At 58.5% G+C, this 19,575-nt stretch carries 16 protein-coding genes; 12 read left to right on the forward strand and 4 right to left on the reverse strand.

The annotated features are described in order from the left end of the window. Nucleotides 1–21 precede the first annotated feature (21 nt). From ilvA to ACYVGU_RS10065, 9 genes are all read left to right on the forward strand, one after another. The gene (ilvA, locus tag ACYVGU_RS10025) at nucleotides 22–1,293 is read left to right on the forward strand and encodes a threonine ammonia-lyase IlvA (protein WP_460621925.1); all 1,272 of its coding nucleotides are present in this window, start codon (nucleotides 22–24) and stop codon (nucleotides 1,291–1,293) included. A 439-nt stretch (nucleotides 1,294–1,732) separates the two neighbouring features. Continuing rightward, the gene (locus ACYVGU_RS10030) at nucleotides 1,733–2,899 is read left to right on the forward strand and encodes a 2-isopropylmalate synthase (protein WP_460621926.1); all 1,167 of its coding nucleotides are present in this window, start codon (nucleotides 1,733–1,735) and stop codon (nucleotides 2,897–2,899) included. Nucleotides 2,900–2,943: 44 nt separating this feature from the next. Continuing rightward, nucleotides 2,944–4,341: a 3-isopropylmalate dehydratase large subunit gene (gene leuC, locus ACYVGU_RS10035; protein WP_460621927.1), complete on the forward strand. Its 1,398-nt coding sequence runs from the start codon at nucleotides 2,944–2,946 to the stop codon at nucleotides 4,339–4,341. Between the two features lie 180 nt (nucleotides 4,342–4,521). Next, complete coding sequence (gene leuD / locus ACYVGU_RS10040; RefSeq protein WP_460621928.1) at nucleotides 4,522–5,121, forward strand: 3-isopropylmalate dehydratase small subunit; 600 nt, start codon at nucleotides 4,522–4,524, stop codon at nucleotides 5,119–5,121. Continuing rightward, entirely contained in the window at nucleotides 5,109–6,233 is a 1,125-nt protein-coding gene (gene leuB, locus ACYVGU_RS10045) for a 3-isopropylmalate dehydrogenase (RefSeq protein ID WP_460621929.1), read from the forward strand. The genes leuD and leuB overlap by 13 nt, the downstream gene beginning before the upstream one ends. Before the next feature lie 227 nt (nucleotides 6,234–6,460). Next, complete coding sequence (locus ACYVGU_RS10050; RefSeq protein WP_460621930.1) at nucleotides 6,461–7,417, forward strand: alpha/beta fold hydrolase; 957 nt, start codon at nucleotides 6,461–6,463, stop codon at nucleotides 7,415–7,417. Between the two features lie 3 nt (nucleotides 7,418–7,420). Next, nucleotides 7,421–8,473 (forward strand): sensor histidine kinase, encoded by a 1,053-nt coding sequence (locus ACYVGU_RS10055; protein ID WP_460621931.1) that lies wholly within the window; start codon nucleotides 7,421–7,423, stop codon nucleotides 8,471–8,473. Nucleotides 8,474–8,496: 23 nt separating this feature from the next. Continuing rightward, entirely contained in the window at nucleotides 8,497–8,994 is a 498-nt protein-coding gene (locus tag ACYVGU_RS10060) for a DoxX family protein (RefSeq protein WP_460621932.1), read from the forward strand. Nucleotides 8,995–9,107: 113 nt separating this feature from the next. Further along, nucleotides 9,108–9,899 (forward strand): LytR/AlgR family response regulator transcription factor, encoded by a 792-nt coding sequence (locus ACYVGU_RS10065; RefSeq protein ID WP_460621933.1) that lies wholly within the window; start codon nucleotides 9,108–9,110, stop codon nucleotides 9,897–9,899. A 234-nt stretch (nucleotides 9,900–10,133) separates the two neighbouring features. Here the strand turns inward: ACYVGU_RS10065 and ACYVGU_RS10070 are convergent, their stop codons facing one another. The 4 genes from ACYVGU_RS10070 to ACYVGU_RS10085 form a co-directional block, all read right to left on the reverse strand. Then, nucleotides 10,134–10,931: a LytR/AlgR family response regulator transcription factor gene (locus ACYVGU_RS10070; protein WP_460621934.1), complete on the reverse strand. Its 798-nt coding sequence runs from the start codon at nucleotides 10,929–10,931 to the stop codon at nucleotides 10,134–10,136. 166 nt (nucleotides 10,932–11,097) lie between these two features. Continuing rightward, nucleotides 11,098–12,216, reverse strand: a complete 1,119-nt coding sequence (locus ACYVGU_RS10075; RefSeq protein WP_460621935.1) for a sensor histidine kinase — start codon at nucleotides 12,214–12,216, stop codon at nucleotides 11,098–11,100. Between the two features lie 78 nt (nucleotides 12,217–12,294). Further along, nucleotides 12,295–12,984: a hypothetical protein gene (locus ACYVGU_RS10080; protein WP_460621936.1), complete on the reverse strand. Its 690-nt coding sequence runs from the start codon at nucleotides 12,982–12,984 to the stop codon at nucleotides 12,295–12,297. Between the two features lie 375 nt (nucleotides 12,985–13,359). Further along, nucleotides 13,360–15,561: a TonB-dependent receptor gene (locus ACYVGU_RS10085; RefSeq protein WP_460621937.1), complete on the reverse strand. Its 2,202-nt coding sequence runs from the start codon at nucleotides 15,559–15,561 to the stop codon at nucleotides 13,360–13,362. A gap of 372 nt (nucleotides 15,562–15,933) precedes the next feature. Here ACYVGU_RS10085 and ACYVGU_RS10090 point away from each other — a divergent pair, with 372 nt between their 5' ends. From ACYVGU_RS10090 to ACYVGU_RS10100, 3 genes are all read left to right on the forward strand, one after another. Continuing rightward, nucleotides 15,934–16,590: an HAD family hydrolase gene (locus ACYVGU_RS10090; protein WP_460621938.1), complete on the forward strand. Its 657-nt coding sequence runs from the start codon at nucleotides 15,934–15,936 to the stop codon at nucleotides 16,588–16,590. Nucleotides 16,591–16,685: 95 nt separating this feature from the next. Continuing rightward, entirely contained in the window at nucleotides 16,686–17,567 is an 882-nt protein-coding gene (locus ACYVGU_RS10095; protein WP_460621939.1) for a pirin family protein, read from the forward strand. 125 nt (nucleotides 17,568–17,692) lie between these two features. Beyond that, on the forward strand, nucleotides 17,693–19,420 hold the full coding sequence (locus tag ACYVGU_RS10100) for a PQQ-dependent sugar dehydrogenase (protein ID WP_460621940.1): 1,728 nt from the start codon (nucleotides 17,693–17,695) through the stop codon (nucleotides 19,418–19,420). Nucleotides 19,421–19,575: the final 155 nt, after the last annotated feature.

Raw genomic sequence — 19,575 nt, forward strand, 5'->3', positions numbered from 1 at the left:
TTGGTGCTCACAACTACCCCTATGGAACCAGAAACCCTAACCTCTGCCCCAACGGTACGCTTGGAAAACGTGGAGCGAGCGGCGCGCACGCTCGATGGCGTGATTTACAAAACGCTGCTGCAACACAACCTAGGCCTATCCGATGCTTACGGGGCGCAGGTGTACCTAAAGCGCGAGGACCTGCAGGTGGTGCGTTCCTATAAAATTCGGGGGGCGTATAACAAGATGGCCGGCTTGAGCGGGGAGCAGTCGGGGAAGGATGTGGTGTGTGCCAGCGCCGGTAACCACGCGCAGGGAGTGGCCTACGCCTGCCAGCTGTTGGGGCTGCGGGGCCATATTTTCATGCCCGCCCAAACCCCGGCGCAGAAGGTAAACAAGGTGCGCTTGTTCGGGAAAGACCAAGTGGAAGTTGTCCTGACTGGGGCCACCTTCGATGACACGTACAAGGCAGCAAAAGATTTCTGCGACCAGCGCGGCAGCACCTTCGTGCACCCCTTCGATGACCTAGCCATTGTAGAAGGGCAAGCCACGGTAGGCCTAGAGATTCTGCGCGACGCCCCCGGCTCCATTGATTATTGCTTCATGCCCATTGGCGGCGGTGGTCTGGCCTCGGGCGTCAGCAGCGTGTTCCGGCAGTTGAGCCCCCACACCAAGCTGATTGGCGTGCAACCATTAGGAGCACCTTCCATGCAGCGCGCTATCCAGACTGGCCTACGTCAACCCCTAGAGCACATCGAGAGCTTCGTGGATGGGGCAGCCGTGAAGTGCCCCGGCGAACTGACGTTTGAGCTATGCCGGGAACTACTGGATGAGGTGGCGCTGGTACCGGAAGGCCAGGTCTGCGAAGACCTACTAAAAATGTACAACGAGGAAGGCATCGTGCTGGAACCAGCGGGCACGCTCAGCGTCTCAGCCCTGCACCAGTACGCCGATCAGATTCGGGGTAAAACGGTGGTGTGCGTGCTTAGTGGCTCAAACAACGATATCACCCGCATGGAGGATATCAAGGAGCGGGCCATGCGCCACCAAGGCCGCAAGCATTACTTCTTGGTCACCTTCAATCAGAAGCCCGGCGCCCTCCGCCGCTTCGTGAACAACGTCCTCCACGAGGGCGACGACATCATCCAGTTCCAGTACATCAAGAAGAACAACAAGGAAAAAGGTCCTGTCTTTATAGGCCTAGAAGTCCAGCGCCCCCACGATATAGATGGAATCCAGTTGCGCATGGCCGCTGAAGGCTTCGGCTACGAATACCTCAACGGCAAGCAAGATTTCCTGAGTTTACTTGTGTAGTTCGAGTTGAAAGAACGTAGCTCCCCTCCTCAGATGAGGAGGGGCTGGGGGTGGTTGAACTGGCCTAGAACCACTTACTAGAACAATTTATCAGGCCGTCCTGCTGAGCGGAGTCGAAGCATCTCTACCGCTTTCCTGAACCGTGTTAGGCCAGTTGGTTAGCCAGAGGTAGAGATGCTTCGACTCCGCTCAGCATGACGGGCGTTGTAAACAACGATTGGTCAACCACCCCCAGCCCCTCCTCATCTGAGGAGGGGAGCTTCGTTCTTTAGGATGTTGGCCATTGTATTTCATTAATACACAATCCACTCATCATCAGTAATTTATAATTTACAAATCAACTTTTAGAAATAGTAGGCGTGCCGAGAAACCGTTTTCATTCGCACACTGAAGCCATGTACTTGCGGGCAGCACATTTCGCTGACAGAACCCTATCGACATGGCAACTCAAAAAATCCACATCTTCGACACGACCCTGCGCGACGGGGAACAAGTGCCGGGCTGCAAGCTGAACCGGGACGAGAAACTACTGATTGCCCGACAGCTAGAGCTACTAGGTGTTGACGTAATTGAGGCTGGTTTTCCGGTATCAAGTCCCGGCGACTTTGCAGCAGTAGCGGCCATTGCAGCTCAAACGCGCTACGCTACCGTCTGTGGCCTTTCGAGAGCAGTGGAAAACGATATTGTTACAGCCGCTGAGGCGTTGAAATCTGCCAAATATCCGCGCATTCACACCGGTATTGGTACCTCTGATTCGCACATCCGATTCAAGCTCTGCACTACCCCTGAGAAGGTATTGGAGCGGGCCGTGGCAGCTGTGAAGCTGGCGAAGTCCTTCGTGGAAGACGTGGAGTTTTACGCTGAAGACGCGGGCCGCACGGATAATGAGTTTTTGGCCCGAGTCTGCGAGGCTGCTATTCGCGCCGGTGCTACCGTGCTCAACATTCCCGATACTACCGGCTACTGCTTGCCGAGCGAGTACGGCGCCAAGATCAAGTACCTCGTGGACAACGTGCGCGGCATTGAGCATGTGCGTCTCTCCACCCACTGTCACAACGATTTGGGCATGGCCACGGCCAACTCTATTGCCGGCGTGCTCAACGGAGCGCAGCAAGTGGAGTGCACCATTAATGGCGTGGGTGAGCGGGCCGGCAATACGGCCCTGGAGGAAGCCGTCATGGTGCTGCGTCAGCATCCCTACCTCAACTTCGAGACGGGCATCAACACCAAACTGCTCGCCGAAACCTCGGCCATGGTGTCGCACCTCATGTCGATGCCGGTGCAGCCAAACAAGGCTATTGTGGGCGCTAACGCGTTTTCGCACTCCAGCGGTATCCACCAGGACGGCGTTATCAAGCACCGCGAAACCTACGAAATCATCGACCCACGCGAAGTGGGCATGCCCGATTCGGTCATTGTGCTCACGGCCCGCTCCGGCCGCGCTGCCCTGGCCTACCGCCTCCAGAAAATCGGCTACGACTTCGACCGCACCGCACTCAATAAGGCCTACGCCTCCTTCCTTGTCCTCGCCGACCGCCAGAAAGAAGTGGTTGACGAGGACTTGCACGTGATGGTGGAGCAGGAGCAGTTGGTGACGGTGGAGTAGCAATAGCAGCATGTCGTTCCGATTAATCATCCCACCCCACTCTCATGTCGTCTAAAACCTTATTTGATAAAATCTGGGACGCGCACGTGGTGCGTGAAGTAGCTGGCGGCCTCACGGTGTTTTACATCGACCGCCATCTGATTCACGAAGTCACGAGCCCTCAGGCATTCGACGAGGTTACGGCTCGCGGCCTCACCCTGCGCCGCCCCGAGCAGATAGTTGCCACCGCCGACCACAACGTACCCACGCGCCACCAAGACCAGCCTATTCAGGACCCGCTGTCCCGATCCCAAGTGGACAAGCTCACGGAGAACTGCGCCAAGTTTGGCGTGGAGCTCTATGGCCTAGGACACCAATACCAAGGCATTGTGCACGTAATTGGGCCGGAGTTGGGCATTACGCAGCCGGGCCTGACCATGGTGTGCGGCGACAGCCACACTTCTACCCACGGCGCGTTTGGCACCATTGCCTTCGGCATTGGCACCAGCCAGGTGACGCAGGTAATGGCCTCGCAGTGCCTCTTGCTAGACAAGCCCAAGCGCATGCGCATTACCCTAGATGGCGACCTGCGGCTTGGCGTAACGGCCAAGGATTTGATTTTGTATGTGATTTCGCAGTTGGGCACCGGCGGCGCCACCGGCTACTTCGTGGAGTACGCGGGCAGCGCCATCCGGAGCCTGAGCATGGAAGGACGCATGACTGTCTGCAACATGAGCATTGAAATGGGTGCTCGTGGCGGCCTCATTGCCCCCGATGCCACCACGTTTGACTACCTGAAAGGCCGCCGGTTTGCGCCCCAGGGCAAGAGTTGGGACCGGGCCGTAGCACATTGGCAGACCCTGTACTCGGACGAAGACGCCGTGTTCGACGCAGAGCTGCAGTTCGATGCCTCGGCCATTCAGCCCATGATTACCTACGGCACCAACCCCGGCATGGGCATTCCGCTCTCGTCCAACATTCCGGTGCTCAACGGGGGTAGCGAGGCGACTAGCTTCGATAAGTCGTTGCGCTACATGGGCTTTCAGCCGGGCGAGTCGCTGCTGGGCAAGGAAATCAACTACGTATTTATTGGCAGTTGCACCAACTCGCGCATCGAGGATTTGCGCACGGTAGCGGCCTACGTGCGGGGCAAGCAGAAGGCGGCCCACGTGGAAGCCATCATTGTTCCTGGCTCCAAACAAGTAGAGCAGCAAGCCATTGCCGAAGGCCTCGACAAGGTGCTGGCCGCTGCAGGCTTCGAGTTGCGCGAGCCCGGCTGCAGCGCCTGCCTAGCCATGAACGACGACAAAATTCCGGCCGGTGCCTACTGTGTCTCTACCTCCAACCGCAACTTCGAAGGCCGCCAAGGCCCCGGCGCCCGCACCCTGTTGGCCAGTCCGCTGGTAGCTGCAATTACAGCGGTGGAAGGTCGCTTGGTGGATATCACGCAATACTTGAATTAGACACTAGAACTAAGGCTCCCCTCCTCAGATGAGGAGGGGCAGGGGGTGGTTGATTGATGTAAGAACAACTTTAGATCTAGTTCTAAAAACCGTTCTAGACCACTTCAACCACCCCCAACCCCTCCTCATCTGAGGAGGGGAGCTTAGCCTAGCTCTAACTTTATAACCCTTCCCCACCCCATGGAAAAATTCCAAACGCTACGCTCCGGCGTGGTGCCGCTGCCGATAGAAAATGTGGATACCGACCAGATCATTCCGGCGCGCTTTCTGAAGGCAACAACCCGCGAAGGATTCGGTCAGAACCTGTTTGCCGACTGGCGCTACACCGCCGACGGGCAGCCTAGGCCCGACTTCGTGTTGAACGACACCCGTTACCAAGACCATCAGATTCTGCTAGCCGGCAAGAACTTCGGGTGCGGCTCTAGTCGGGAACACGCCGCCTGGGCCTTGTATGATGCCGGTTTCCGAGTGGTTATCAGCAGCTACTTCGCTGATATTTTCCGGGGCAACGCACTCAATACTGGCCTACTGCCGCTGCAAGTTTCCGATGAGGTGTTGCAGGGCCTTTTTGAGGCGGTGGCGCAGGACTCGAATACCGCACTGACGGTGGATTTGCAGGCCCAGACGCTTACCATACCGGGTTGGGATGAGGCGATTCACTTCGAGCTGGACGCTTACAAAAAAGAGTGCCTGATCAACGGGTACGACGACATTGATTTTCTCATTAGCCAGGAGGCGGCCATCACGGCTTATGAACAGCAGCGGTCATGGGTATTCTAAGCAAACGAATTGTGGTGTTGCCGGGCGACGGTATTGGCCCCGAAGTGTGCGGCGAGGCGGTGCGCGTGCTGCGCGCGGTGTCGAGCCGCTTCGGGCACGAGTTTATCTTCGATTATCAGTTGATGGGAGCTTGCGCTATTGATGCCACGGGTACTCCGCTGCCAGATGCTACCCTCGATGCCTGCCGCCAGGCCGATGCGGTGCTACTCGGTGCCATCGGCGACCCAAAATATGACAACGACCCCAAGGCCAAAGTACGCCCGGAGCAAGGCCTACTAGGCCTGCGCAAGTCGCTAGGCCTGTACGCTAACATCCGCCCCATCACGGCTTACGACCAGCTACTGGAACACTCCCCACTAAAAGCGGAGCGCATCCAAGGCACCGACATTCTGATTTTCCGGGAATTAACGGGTGGCATTTACTTCGGTGAGAAAGGCCGCAGCGAGGACCGCACCTCGGCCTACGACAACTGCACCTATTCGCGGGAGGAAATCCTGCGCATCGCGCACCGGGCCTTCAAGGCCGCTGAAACGCGTCGCCACAAGCTCACGCTCGTGGATAAAGCTAACGTGCTGGAAACCTCTCGCCTGTGGCGCGAAACCGTGCAGAGCATTGCCCCCGAGTACCCTAGCGTAGCCCTCGACTATCTGTTCGTGGACAATGCTGCCATGCAGATTATCCTCAATCCGCGCCAGTTTGATGTTATCCTGACGGAAAACATGTTCGGCGACATCATTTCGGATGAGGCATCAGTCATTGCCGGCTCGCTAGGCCTGTTGCCCTCAGCATCAGTGGGTGATGGGGCTGCGCTGTTTGAGCCTATCCATGGCTCCTATCCGCAGGCCAAAGGCAAAGGCATTGCCAACCCCATTGCCACCATCCTCTCGGCCGCTATGCTCCTCGACCACTTCCACCTGCAAGAGGAAGCCGATTGCGTGCGCGACGCCGTGCAACACGCCCTCGACCAAGGAGTGGTAACGCCGGAGCTGAACCCCACCACGCTCTACACCACCGAGCAGGTCGGCAACTTCATTGCCTACAGCGTGCTGGACATTGCCGATTGTGAGGTACACCGCAACAACATCAGGCTCGGGATGAGCACTATTATTTAAGAGAAGAAGTATGGGTGGGGACCCTAGCCCAGTTGTCCGGCAGCAATGCCGGGCGGCTGGGCTTTCTTGTTTCCTGGGAAGCCGAAGCGCTTCAGTTGGCCCTAGGGCTTTCGTTGCTTCGCCCTACTCCTGCTGCATTTCGCCCCGATTCGGCTGGAAATGAGACGTGATTTTATGGAGGTTTGACGCAGTTACTACCCTAGTCTTACCTGCTACTCACAACTCCCATGACCAGTCTCTGCCTTCGTCCGTTGCGTTTCCTGATTGCCTGCGTGCTGCTTCTGACTAGCCTAGGCCAGTGTTTGGCGCAAACCAACCAGTCCGCCCGCTCCACTGGCACTACTACCCTGCTCACCTCGGATTCCGTGAAGCTGTTTGTGCAGGTATCGGGGAAGGGGGTGCCGTGCGTGTTTGTGCATGGCGGGCCGGGCGCGGGCAGCTACTCGTTTGAGAAACTAGGCGGCAACCGGCTCGAAGACCAGTTGCGCATGATCTACTTCGATCAGCGCGGTAGCGGACGCTCGGCCAGCTCAGTGCGCAAAGATTACTCTATGGCACGCTTGGTGCAGGATCTGGAAGAGTTGCGCCAGCACCTAGGCCTAGAGAAATGGGTGGTGATGGCGCATTCATTCGGAGGAACCATTGCTACGGCCTACGCCACCAAATACCCCGAGCGGGTGCAAGGCTTAATCTTAGTGAACAGCGTGCTGAACCCCGCGGCTTCGCTGGAAGCCATGCTGCAAGTCGGCACCTCCCTGCTACCTACCGCTGAGCAGCCTAACACGAACATCCCGATGATGCAGCGCTTCGGCATGGTCATGGGCGCGTTACAGCAAAAGAAACTGGCCTACCAGCTCCAATACTCCGCTGATTCCCTGGCCGCTCGCGCCAGCCGTGCTGTCCGTGCGGTGCCTGCCAACCAGGATTTTGCTACCCAGGTTTTCAGTGGCCGCCTGCCCGATTATGGTCAGGACTACACGCCCGCTACGGCCCAGCTCACTATGCCCACGCTGGTGATTGTAGGCCAGGACGACCGCACCACGGGTGCTACGCCGCAGTCGTTCCGATTCTCAAAGCAGCAGGTAGTAACGCTGCCTGGCAAGCACTATTCCTTTCTGGAGCAGCCGGTTCAGTTTCGGCAGGTGGTGGTTAGCTTCGTGCAAAAGCTGCCTCGCAAATCTTAATCTATGTCCGTCGCATCTGAGCGCCCCACCCCTATTCGCCTAAACGACCGGTGGTTTCTGCTCATCGGCATCCCAGTGCTGTCGGTGCTGGTGATGTTGCCGCGAGGTGTCCTGCATGTAACTTCCTTTCCGGTCTTTCTGATAAACTGGGGCGTTTCGCTGCTGTTCACCTGCTCTTTTTGGTTTACGGGTCGGGCCCTCTGGATTGCGCTGTTTCGCCGCTTCCCGCACGTCGATCAAACCGTGCGCCGCCTGTGGCTTCTGGCGGCACTCAATACCACCATCGCAGCCGTCGTTACGCTGATCCTGGACAGCATCGTGGGGATGCTGCAAAACACCCGGCTCGACTGGCCTACGTTCTGGTTTGAGTTCGGCCTGAATATGGTCCCGACGGTTGTGGTGCAGCTGATTTACGAAAGCTCGAACTTCTTTCGGCAGTGGGCCGACAATGTGCGGCGGGCCGAACAGCTTCAGAGCGCCGGCGTACAAAGTCAGCTCGAAGCCCTGCAAAGTCAGCTCGATCCGCACTTTCTGTTCAACTCCCTCAACACCCTTTCCGCCCTCATCGAGCCCGAAAACGAACCTGCCCAGCAGTTTGTAGAACAGCTCTCCGACGTGTACCGCTACGTGCTGCTGGCCCGCGAGCGAACCACCGTGCTGCTCAGTGAAGAGCTGGCTTTTGTGGATGTTTTCCTGGCCCTGCACAAGGTTCGTTTTCGCGACAACCTGCGCGTGACCCAGCACGTGCCACCCGAAGCGCTAGGCCAGTTGGTAGCCCCGCTCAGTGTGCAGTTACTCGTAGAAAACGCCCTGAAGCATAACGTAGCCTCGCGGGAGCACCCTCTGGAACTGCGCCTCACCGCCGATACGGCGACAGGATATTTTACCGTCGAAAACACGCTGCGTCCGCGCACGGCGGGCCTGGCACCGGGCACCGGCACTGGCCTACGCAACGTGCGCCACCGCTACGAATTGCTACAAGCGCCGAGGCCCGTAGAAGTCAGCACCGACGATGGTTGGTTTCGGGTGCGGCTGCCACTGCTCAGCGCCTCCTAGGCCACTCTTTTACCCTCCTCGCCATGAAACCACTGCTTGTTCTTTTGATTGCATTCGGCGTGCTGGCGGCTGGCACGCATTTCGTATTTGGCGAGGCTGATTTCGTGCTGGCCGGCACGGGCGCTATGTCGGCCATGCTGGTGTTTACCGCCATCGGGCACTTTGCTTTTACCCAAGGCATGATGCGGATGCTCCCGGAGTTTCTGCCCGCCAAAAAAGCGCTACTATATGCCACGGGGGTGTTGGAACTGGCCGCCGCTGTGGGCCTGCTGCTCCCCGAGTGGCGCGAGCGTACTGCTTACTGCCTGCTGCTGTTCTTCGTGCTGATTCTGCCGGCCAACATTCACGCCGCGCTAGGCCACCTCAACTACCAAACCGGCGCCCCAGATGGCCCCGGCCCGCGCTACCTCTGGTTCCGCATTCCGCTGCAGCTGCTTTTTATGGCCTGGACGTGGTATTTTGCCTTGTACCTGCCGTTCTTTCAGGCCCTGCTGAAACCGTTTCACGAATCTCAGCCCTAAGCCTGCTGCTCTGCTTATGCCTGTCAGAATTCGCAGTGCTACAGCGTAAGGCTTCATGGGCACCGCCGGCATGTAATTCATACTTCTCCCTCTGTTCAACGTTGCTTTTCTCAATGACAGTTTTGCTGCTCGAAGATGAATATCCGGCCGCCGAGCGGCTGCAGCGGCTGCTAGGCCAGGCCGCGCCCGAAGCGCTGGTCGTAGCCGTCCTCGACAGCGTGGCCGGCGCCTTGCAATGGCTCAATACCCACCCCGCGCCCGACCTGATTTTGTCTGATATTCAACTTGCCGACGGGCTTAGCCTGGAAGTATTCGAGCAAGCCGTGGTGCGCAGCCCCATCATCTTCACCACGGCCTACGATGCCTACGCCATCCGCGCTTTCAAGGCCAATAGCGTCGATTATCTGCTGAAACCCGTGAAGCTAGCAGAACTGCAGGCGGCCCTCACCAAACTCCGCGAGTGGCGCACAGCACCGGGAACAGCTGTTGTTACCCTCCCCGAAAAGGACGCCACGGCCCACCGACTGGAGCGGCTACTGGATGCCCTGCCCCGCCCCGACCGCCAGTACAAAACCCGTTTTCTTGTCCGCAGTGGCGAGCAGCTATTGCCTCTGCCCGCTGCGCAAGTGGCCTGGTTCCAGAGCCGCCACGAAACCACCACCCTCGCCGCCACCGACGGCCGCCGCTTCGTGGTCGACTACACCCTAGAACAGTTGGAAAGCCTGCTCGATCCTAGCCTGTTTTTCCGCCTCAACCGCCAGTTCATCGCCCAACTGCCCGCCGTGCAACGCCTACACCCGCACTTTAACGGCAAACTGCTGCTAGATCTACAACCTGCGCCCAGCGACGAGGTGTTGGTGAGTCGAGAGAAAGCAGGAGCGGTAAAGAATTGGCTGGAAGGGTGAAAACCGATCAATTAAAGCGATGAGAAAGTAGGAGGAACTGAGCTAGTTCCCCTCCTCAGATGAGGAGGGGTTAGGGGTGGTTGACTCATCGTTGAACGGCAGGCTAAGCATAGTTTTCTAGTTCTAGTATTTCAACCACCCCTAGCCCCTCCTCATCTGAGGAGGGGAACTAGCTCTAATCCTTACCAAGCTTACTTCCTCATTACCTCTTCATCTCACTACTCTAACACCAACTCATCGATCTAGCCACGCTTTAAACGCGGCTACTTTTTCGCGGCTTACGAGCACGGTGTCGTTGTCGGGGGCGGTGGGCTTGAGGATAGTTTGGAGGCGGGAGTTGGTGTAGTGGATGATGTCGTGGATGGCCTCGGCGTGGGCCAGGTAGGCGCGGTTGAGCCGGAAGAATTCGGTCGGGTCGAGCATGCCCTCCAGCTGTTCCAGGGTGTAGTCGACGACAAACTTGCGGCCTTCTCGGGTGTGCAGCAGCGTGACTTTTTCGAGGCTGGCGAAGTAGGCAATCTGTTCCACTGGAATGGCCTTCAGGTGCTCTCCCACGCGCACCACAAACCGCGACTTATATTCCTTGGCTGGCTGGGCCTGGCGCAGCACCTGAGCCAGCAGGTTGGCGTCGAATGCGGGGGTAGCAGCTTCGCGCTGGCGCTGCAATTTCGCTAGGGCCGCCGTCAGCTCCTCCGGGTCGATGGGCTTGAGGAGGTAGTCGACGCTGTTTACTTTGAAGGCCCGCAGCGCATACTTATCATACGCCGTGGTGAAGATGACGGGACTGGTGATTTCCAGGCGCTCAAACAGCTCGAAGCTGAGGCCATCGGCCAGATGAATATCCAGAAACAGCACATCCGGCGCCGTCCGCAACGACTGCAGCAAGGCCTCCGCTTCCGCCACCGATTCGGCCTTGCCGATAACCTCTACCGGCTGATCCTGCTTGCGCAACAGCTCCGTAAGGCGTCGGGCGGCCAGCGGCTCGTCTTCAATAATCAGGGCTTTAAGAGTCAAGGTAGAAGTGGAAAGCATGTTTTTAGAACTAGATGCTAGCTCCCCTCCTCAGATGAGGAGGGGTTGGGGGTGGTTGATGATGCAAGAACGACTTTTAGGGTTAGTGCTGGCAGGATTCAACGCTCCGGTCAACCACCCCCAACCCCTCCTCATCTGAGGAGGGGAGCTTCGTTCTGACTAGCGGCTACCGCAGTTCCAGCACGGGCAGCACCACCCGAAACTCCGCTTCGGTTTGCTCTACTAGCACGGGCTGCGAGGTCAGGAAGGCGTAGCGGGCTTGCAGGTTTTTCAGGCCTAGCCCCATGGATTCACCGTCGGCGAGACGGCGCGGGCGGCGGAAGTTGCGCACCGTGAGGGTGCGGGCCTGAGCATCCAATTCAATATTGATGCGAAGCGGGTCGCGCTGCGACGTGGCGTTGTGCTTCAGGGCATTTTCGAGTAGCAGTTGCACCGCTAGCGGCGGCACTTGAAAAGTTTCCAATTCGGTGGCGGGCGGCAGGTGCATTTCTACTTGCACGCCTTCGCCGAGGCGGGTGCGCTGCAAAAACAGGTAGGCCTCCACGAAGCGCATTTCCTCAGCAATCGGCACCACTTCCTGGTCCTGACTATCGAGCACGTAGCGGTACACTTGGCTGAGCTGCCGGATAAAGCGTGAGGCGCGCGCCGGGTCGTTTTCCTCTACCAGCGAGGTCAGGGCATTGAGGGAGTTGAACAAGAAATGTGGGTCGAGCTGGCGGCGTAGGGAGTCGGCCTGGGCCTGGGCATTTTCCTTTTGTAGGCGCTCGGCCTGAATAGCGGCTTCGCGCCAGCCCAGCAGAAACGAGCGGCTGTGCAGAAATAGGGAAATGACCACTGTAATGAGCAGCGGCACCACAAATGGCCGCCACGTAAGCGAGCTGAGCGGCCGGTGATGATAAAACACCAGGAAGCCGCCCGTGACCAGCAGAATGACCAGCAACGACATCACCAGCGAAAAGGACAGTGTAATCAGAAACCGCCGAATGGGCTGCTGTGTCCAATCGACGCGTCGGTTTAGCCACTCGTTAGGGTAGCCATTGGCCAGCCATAGGCCAGTGGTGTAGCAGAAGTTGTAGCCGAACGTGACCAGAAAATCTTCGCTCCAGATCTTGCATTCCCGGCAAAACAGCAAGCTCAGCCCCAACGACATAGCTAGCATCAGGCCCATCATGACGGCCCAGCGCCGGTGCGGATAATGCTTGCCCAGGTTCTTGACGGAGTTTTCCCGCGCGGCAGCAGATTCCGCCGAGACCGGGCGCGTCGAAGACAAAGCAGATTCAAGCATATTCAAGGCCTTAAGCAGGCAAATAAAGCAGACGAAATGATACTGGAGCAGGCCGCGCGGGTGCTAGGCCACGCAGGCTTATTTGGCCGACGCCGTTTCGTAGCCTTTCAACCGGCCGTCGAGCTGCCGCTCACCCCAGTTCGGCATCAGCGGAGAGGTGGGCTTGAAGGCAGCAAATCGGGTTTTGGCCTCCTGGTACAGCGGCTTTGCTACCTCGGCCCCACCCCCGAACATGGCGGGTGTGTAGTACACATTGTTGGCCTGCACCAGGTAAATGCGCGGATTAGCGGGGTTGGCTTTTTTCGCTTCGGCCAGGGTTTCGGTTACCATGCCGGAGTACTTCATGGAGCGCAGCATCGGCGACACACCCAGGCGGGCCTGATAGATATAGCTCTGCAGCACCAGCAGCTCCGACGCGTCGCCGCTCAGCTTTCGGGCTTGCGCCAGCGCGGCTTCGGCCTGATCGAGGTACTTGTCTTTCGTGTCGCCATCTTCCTGGCTCACGAAGCAGGTAATGAGGCGGGCGTAGGCCTGGTAGTAGCGGGGCAGCCAGTCCTTAGGAGCCACGGTAGCCGCACGCTCCAGCTTGGCATCTACCTGCTTCAGCTTGGCCGCGTCGCCGGTTCTCATCAGCTCCTGAATGGTAGCAGCCATGAGCGAAGTATAAGCATCGGTGGTAGCAGCAGCGGCGGGCGCAGCGGGTGCCGACTGGCCTACGGCGGCAAAGGAAGCGGCAACCAGGGCGAGGGTGAACAGGGTCGTTTTCATGAGAGAAAGGGTTTGTGGTAGTTGATGTTTCAAAGGTGACCTAGTGCCGATCCGAAAGAAATTTGCTGTTACCGAAGCGTCGGATTTTCTAGATGAAGCGTGTTGAATAGTTGTTAAGCTCCCCTCCTCAGATGAGGAGGGGTTGGGGGTGGTTGAAGTGGACTAGAACGACAACGCTAGAACGCCTCACTCTCGAACGTCATGCTGAGCGGAGTCGAAGCATCTCTACCGCTTCGTTGCTGTGCTCCTAGGCCAGTAGTTAGTCAGAGGTAGAGATGCTTCGACTGCGCTCAGCATGACGGTCCTTGTAAAGCAACGCTCCGATCAACCACCCCCAGCCCTCCTCCTCTGAGGAGGGGAGTTACAAACTGGCATTTACTCGGGCCGCTCGTTCACATCAAGCGGGTTCTGCTTGTTAATCGAGATAAAGACCCCCAGAAACACCATGCGCGGCGCGGTGGGCGTAATGGCCACTCGGTTGTGGTTACCGCCTAGGTCAGGTTGGGAGGCGAAGCGGTAGCCGTACACATTCTGGCGCCCCAGCACGTTGGAGGCGGCTAGATGCACCACCGTGTACTGCCCAAATAAGCGGGTGATGTAGCTGGCATTTAGGCTCAGATCCTGGTAGCTCGGTAGCTGGCCCTGGTTGTAGGCCTGCTCAGGGTCGTTGAGGTCGTGGTAGCGGCGGGGGCTGCCGTAACTTGCCGTAGCTCCAAACAGTGTATGCAAGCTCGAAACCCAATATTTCCCCACCACTGACACGTTGTGCCGCGCCGCAAACGTGGGCACCGCCGCTACTGGGTCTTGGCGGTACTGGCGCTTGGTATCCAGGAAGCCGTAGCTGAGGTAGTACTCCAGGTTCTTGATGGTTTTTCGGTCGCGCCACATTATATCCAGGCCACGGGCATAGCCAGAGCCGCCGTTGTTGTAGGCCAGTGCGTTGCGGATGTTTTGGCCGTCGTAGCGGGTGAGGTGGCGGTAGGTTTTGTGGTAGGCCTCTACCTGCAGCAGCTGCCGGTCGTGGGTGTATTGGTACGTGAGCACCGAGTGGGTGGCCTGCTCGAAGCGCAGATTGGGCTGCACCAGCAGCAAGCTGTTGTCGGGTGTTTGGAAGAAGCGGCCGTAGGCGCCGGAGAGGGAGCTGTTTTCGGTGGTTTGATAGGCTAGCGCGAGGCGCGGGGCGGCATTCCACTGGCCTAGCAATGCGGAATATTCTCCGCGCCCGCCCATACGGCCCGCTAGCCTATCCGACAGCTGAAAGTCAGTTTCCAGAAACCCAGCCACTCGTTTTTCCAGGAAAGACGGCGTGTATACCGTGGGCGAAGCAGCACTGGGCTGGATGTGCTGGGTCACTTTCTGGGCGAGCATTTCGGCGCCTATTTTCACGTTCCAGCGGGCCGCGGCCGAGTCGTTGATGAGCACTACGCGGGCTACGGCGGCTTGCTCCAGGGTGCGGAGGCGCACGGTGTCGGGGGCCAGGCGCTGGTTGTCGCGGCTGAGGCTAAGACCCGTTTGCAGACTCCAGCCGCGGCGCAAGGGGCTGCGGAAGGTGGTGTTGAGGTAGCCATTGCCGCTACGCAGGGCCACTTTCTGCTGGCCGGCGGGCTCCGGGCTGGGCTGCCCAATGCTGAGCTGCTGCTGGCTCCAGGTGCCATACACTTTCAGCATACCGGCTTGGCCAGTGCGGTGGCGCAACCCCACGGAGGCGTTCAGCCCGCGCGGCGACTGGTACCACGTCACGTTCTGAGGCAGCAGGTGCTGGTAAGGCGTCAGGTTGGTGTAGTCGAGGGTGGCATCGAGGGAGGTCCGCTCCCAGCGCTTGGTGCGGGAGGCACCCACAAATACCGAGGTGGCGGAAATGCCGGTTTGCGTTTCCGGAGCCAGATCAGTGGAGTTCAACAGCAACACGCCCGATAGCGCCTGCCCATACAGCGCCGAGTAGCCGCCGGTGCTGAACACAGTGCCTTTAAACAAGCTGGGCGAAAATCGGCCGCGCGCTGGCACCGCGGCCACAGTGGCATTATACGGGTTCTGCACGGGCAGCCCATCCATATAAATCTTGGTTTCGGAAGCCGCACCACCCCGCACGAACAGCATACCATCCTCGCCTACCCGCGTGGTGCCGGGCAGCGTGTTGAACGCCGCGGCTACATCGGCCAGCGCCCCGGCCGTCGTCTGGATGTCGCGGGTGTTGAGGGCGGCGCTGCGGTGCTCATCACTGGCTTCAAACGCCCCGGCCGTAATCACCACCGAGCCTAGCGCATGAGGTGTGCTTTTGAGCACCACCTCTAGCTGCACAGGCTGCCCATTCAGCACCACGGGCCGCTCTACCGTCACGAAGCCCAGTAAGCTGGCCTGCAGCACATAGGTACCGGCGGGCTGGGCGGTTTCGAAGGAGAAGTGGCCTAGCGAGTCGGTCGTGGCCCCATCGAAGGTGGTTTTGAGAAACACATTTACGCCCGGCAGCGCCTGCCTGTCGGCGTCGAGAATGATGCCGCTGATGCGGGTAGTAGACTGGGCCAGCAGGCCTAGAGTCGGGGCCAGCAGCAGGAGTGCAAGGAGTAACAGTCGTTTCATGGGGGTAGCAGCGTAAGGATGAACCAAATGTGGCCCGCTGCCCATTCCGATGAAATTTGCTGTTACCGAAGCGTCGGATTACCCGGATGAAGCGTAGGAAATTCGCTGCAGTAGCAGGAAAGCCGTGTGGTATAGCTTGTACCCATTTGTACTGCAACCAGTGGTGCTGGTAGTAAGCAGAATGTAGACAATAGGGCGTTAAAGCGGCCGCAGCCGCCTCAGTGCCACCGGTTTTGGCTGGGTGTCTACTCGCTGAGGTTGCTAACGAAAAGCAGCCTAGTGTTAGCGGAATGAGTCGTTGGGCCGTAAAGAGGCTATTTTGCATGGGCTACGCTGGCCTCTGGCGCCCTTCTCTTCCGGTATCACCTCCTTATGAAAGCATTCCTTTTTGACCTCAACGGCACCATGATTCATGACATGGACTACCACACCAGTGCCTGGAAACACATTTTCAACCATGAGCTGGGTGGCAGTTTTAGCTGGGAGGAAGTAAAGCCCCAGATGTACGGCAAAAACCAGGAAGTGCTGGTGCGCATGTTTGGCCCCGACCGATTTACGGAGCAGGAAATGGAGGAACTAGCCGTGCGCAAAGAGCAGCGCTATCAGCAGGAATTTCGGCCGCACCTGGCGCTGCTGCCAGGTTTGCAGGAGTTTCTGGAGCAGGCGCATGCGCGCGGTATTTTGCTGGCCATTGGCTCGGCGGCTATTCCGTTCAACATTGATTTTGTACTTGATGGCCTCGACATCAGGCGCTTCTTCAGTGCCGTGGTTAGTGCCGATGACGTGACGCTTAGCAAGCCGCACCCCGAAACATTTCTGAAAGCCGCGGCCCAGCTGGGCGTGCCTCCCGAAGACTGCCTGGTGTTTGAAGATGTACCAAAAGGGGCTGAAGCTGCCCAGAATGCGGGCATGCACGCCGTTATCCTAACCACTACGCATCAGGCCGCCGAGTTTGAGCAACTGCCCAACGTGCTGCACTTCGCCGCCGACTTCACCGATCCGTTTATGCGCACGTTGCTTCAGGACTAGGCCTGCTACCTCCGTAAACCTGCCGGCTAGCTGGGTGGTTGCTGAGGTGTACCGCCAGAGCGCGGCTCGTACTTTTTACTACCCTTACTTTCGCTATGAACCCTTCTTCTGGCCGCCGCATTTTTCAGGTGATTGATGGCAACAAAAAAGTGGTGGGTGATGGGTTCGACGTGACCAGCCCCATGCCGGGGCCGCGCATTCGGCAACTCAGCCCGTTTCTGCTCATCGACCACACCGGCCCCATGGCCGTAGCGCCCACCGAGTCGCCCCTGGGCACGCCGCCGCACCCGCATCGCGGCTTCGAAACCGTAACGGTGGTGTATGAAGGCTACCTCGCCCACCGCGACACGGCGGGCCACAGCGGCACCCTGGGCCCCGGCGACGTGCAGTGGATGACGGCTGGCGCCGGCTTGCTGCACGAGGAGCGCCACGAGCGGGAATTTGCTCGCCGCGGCGGCACCCTGGAGTTACTGCAGTTGTGGGTAAACGTGCCCAAGAAGGATAAAATGGCCCCACCCCGCTACCAGAACATTCGGGCCCAAAGCATACCTAGTGTGCCTACCGCTGATGGCCGCGGCAGCATTCGCGTAATTTCAGGTGTGTACGAGGGGGTAGCGGGTCCGGCGGAGGTGTTCTCACCTATCACGCTGCTGGATGTGCACCTGCCCGCCGGTACCGAGACCAGCTTGCAGCTACCGGCTGAGTATAACGTGGGCATTTATGTGGTGAAAGGCAGCATTACCCTTCATGGCAACCGCCCGGCCACCACCAAGCAACTCGTAGTATTTGGTTGGGACTCTCCGGACGTGCACCTCACCGCCACTGAAGACGCGGTTCTGCTGGTGCTGTCCGGCGCCCCCATTGAGGAGCCACTGGCTACCTACGGCCCCTTCGTGATGAATACCAACCAAGAACTGGTACAAGCCATTGCCGACTTTGAAAGCGGCGGCATGGGTACGTTTCCGGAAGACGAATAAACAGCTTCCCGGAGCGCCACCCTAGCTGTTTTTGATAAGGTCAAGCATAACATAAAGTAACGCCGGTAAGTAAGCAAAAGGCGCCTGCGGGCTCTCTACTTTACTTACCGGCGTTATTTTATGTTATGCGGCTACGCTTGATACTACTCTGGAGCCTAGGGGCCCTGCTACCCTACCTGGCCTCCGCACAAACGAGTACCGGCCCCCAAGGCGAGCAGTTTGCCATGCGCGTGGTAGCCCAGCAGCTCAGCGACCCGTGGGAAATAACGTATGGCCCCGATAACTACCTGTGGGTTACGGAAGCGCGAGGTTACCGCGTCAGCCGTATTGATCCTGCCACCGGCACCCGCCATGTGTTGCTGGACCTGAGCAAAGCCCGGGAGTTTCCGCGCTATGATAAGATTCCGGACGAGGTAGATGGCGGCAAGCCCTGGCCCCAGGGCGGACTAATGGGTCTGGCCCTGCATCCGCAGCTGCTTGCTGGTAAGCCTTACGTGTACCTGGCTTACATCTACCAGTTTGCCGGTGCTCAGGAACCGGGCAACGGCCGCGTGCCGAACTATGGCGGCTACTTCTTCACTACCCGCCTGGTACGCTATGAGTACGATGCCAAAGCCCAAACGCTGAACCGCCCCCAAGTGCTCAGCGACACTATTCCGGGCAGCAACGACCACAACGCCGGCCGCCTCCTGATTGCGCCGGTACAAGGCCGCGACTACCTGTTTTATAGCGTGGGCGATTTAGGAGCCGGTCAATTTGAAAACGGGGGGCGGCCTAACCACGCTCAAAACCCAACGTCGTACGAGGGCAAAGTGCTACGCTTTCATCTGGAGCCCCAGGCAGAGGCTTCCCCTGCGGGGCGCTGGATTCCGAACGACAACCCCTTCTCTCAGCAAGGCCCCAACGCCGTTTGGAGCCTAGGCCACCGCAATGCCCAAGGCCTGGCGTATGCGGTGGTAGGCGGTACCGGCCGGCTGTACTCCTCTGAGCACGGACCTTTCTCTGATGACGAAATCAACCTCGTGGAGCAAGGCAAAAACTATGGCCACCCCCTCATAATTGGCTTGGCTGATGGCAATTATGATGGCCTAGCTGCCGCTGCCTCGGAGCACCCAAGCCTGCCTGGCCGCTGGCACACTACCTACCCCACTATTGGCAGCGAGAAGGCAGCTGCTACCCAGCTAGGCGCTGCGTACCGCACCCCCATTTTCTCGCTTTACCCGCTGAGCAACCAGTTCCTGACCACCGTACTCACGCGCATACGCAACCAAGCTCCGACCCAACCCACCTGGAATTCAGAAGCCCCAAGCAGCCTAGACATATATACTGCCACTACTATTCCGGGCTGGCAAAATTCCCTTCTGATTCCGACTCTGAAAAGGGGCAAGCTGATTCGGCTGAAACTACATGAGGATGGTACCCGCATTGCCTCCGATACACTAATGTATTTTAAAGCCCCTGTTCGGTACCGTGACCTAGCGCTTTCGCCGGATGGCACCCGCATTTACCTGGCCACCGACAGCGCATCCGTCACTTCCGGCCCCTCAGAGGAAGCACCTAAAGGCACCGTTTGCAAAGGATGCATTGTCGAGTTTCGGTATATGGGTGGAGGCTCGGCCACTACCCCTTCAATGCCCGCAAACCCCGCTATCAGTCCTGACAAAGCCTTGCAGGAGGTCACTACCCTAGTAAAACGCCTAACGCCCCAGGATCAGCGCGTGAAACGGGCCGGCCTTCCGGCTGGGCAGCAGCCCCTCTTTGATCTGCTCCTGAAGCCTAGCCTAACGCAGCCAGAAAAAGCCCGGGTACGCCAACAGGCCGCGGCTCTGCTCACGGCACTTCGGCAACAGTAGCCCTGGCTAGCTACGCTTCTAATGGAAGCAATACTCATATTAGGCAGGCCACCTACCTGAAGCATTAATTCTTTGCTTTTGCCATGCTATTACTCTTTTATCGTGATACCTTGGGGCTACATAGGTTATACTAGCCCTTTCGTTACTATTATTCC

The organism is Hymenobacter tenuis (assembly GCF_054780495.1).